The organism is Myroides odoratimimus (assembly GCF_030326305.1).
Lineage (GTDB): Bacteria > Bacteroidota > Bacteroidia > Flavobacteriales > Flavobacteriaceae > Flavobacterium > Flavobacterium odoratimimum_A.
Genome location: NZ_JACAKB010000097.1, coordinates 1 through 514, shown reverse-complemented (window position 1 = coordinate 514; position 514 = coordinate 1). Strand labels below are relative to the sequence as shown.

The window sequence follows — 514 nt, the reverse complement described above, 5'->3', positions numbered from 1 at the left end:
ATTTAAAATTTCACTTGCTCTACTTTTTAATCCGATCATTTCTGCTAAATCATTTTGTGTGTAGCCCATTTGCTCCATTCTAAATTTAATCGCTTCAATTGGATCTGGTAAATCCATAGGAAAATGTTCTTTTTCATATTTTTCAATCAACATTCCCAAAATCTCCAACTCATCACTGTCTTCTGTTCCAGGAAGTGCATCAAAAATCACCTCTAATCTTTCTAAAGCAGCTTCGTAATCTTGTTCTGATTTTATAGGTTTCAATTTCATAATTTAAATGGTATTAGCATTAATTTTATCATATTCTGCGTGGGTCCCTATAAAGCGAATCCACATCATTTGATGCCCAAAGTTTATTTTGACAATTAATCGGTAATGATTCCCTTTAATATTAAAACATATTCTATTGTCGTCTAATATACTTGCGCTTGGATATTCGGCCTTTATTTCATTACTATTTTTCCAAGTTGCTTTTTCTGCCTCTTGATACCAAGCCTTTAATTGTTGCTCACTG

General features: G+C 32.3%; 2 protein-coding genes. Both read right to left on the bottom strand.

The window, feature by feature from the left end; translation table 11 throughout:
- On the bottom strand, nucleotides 1-270 hold a 270-nt coding region (locus HX049_RS18450), incomplete at its 3' end, for a helix-turn-helix domain-containing protein (protein WP_286417841.1).
- Nucleotides 271-273: 3 nt separating this feature from the next.
- The coding region (locus tag HX049_RS18445) for a type II toxin-antitoxin system HigB family toxin (RefSeq protein WP_286417839.1) at nucleotides 274-514 on the bottom strand (241 nt) is incomplete at its 5' end.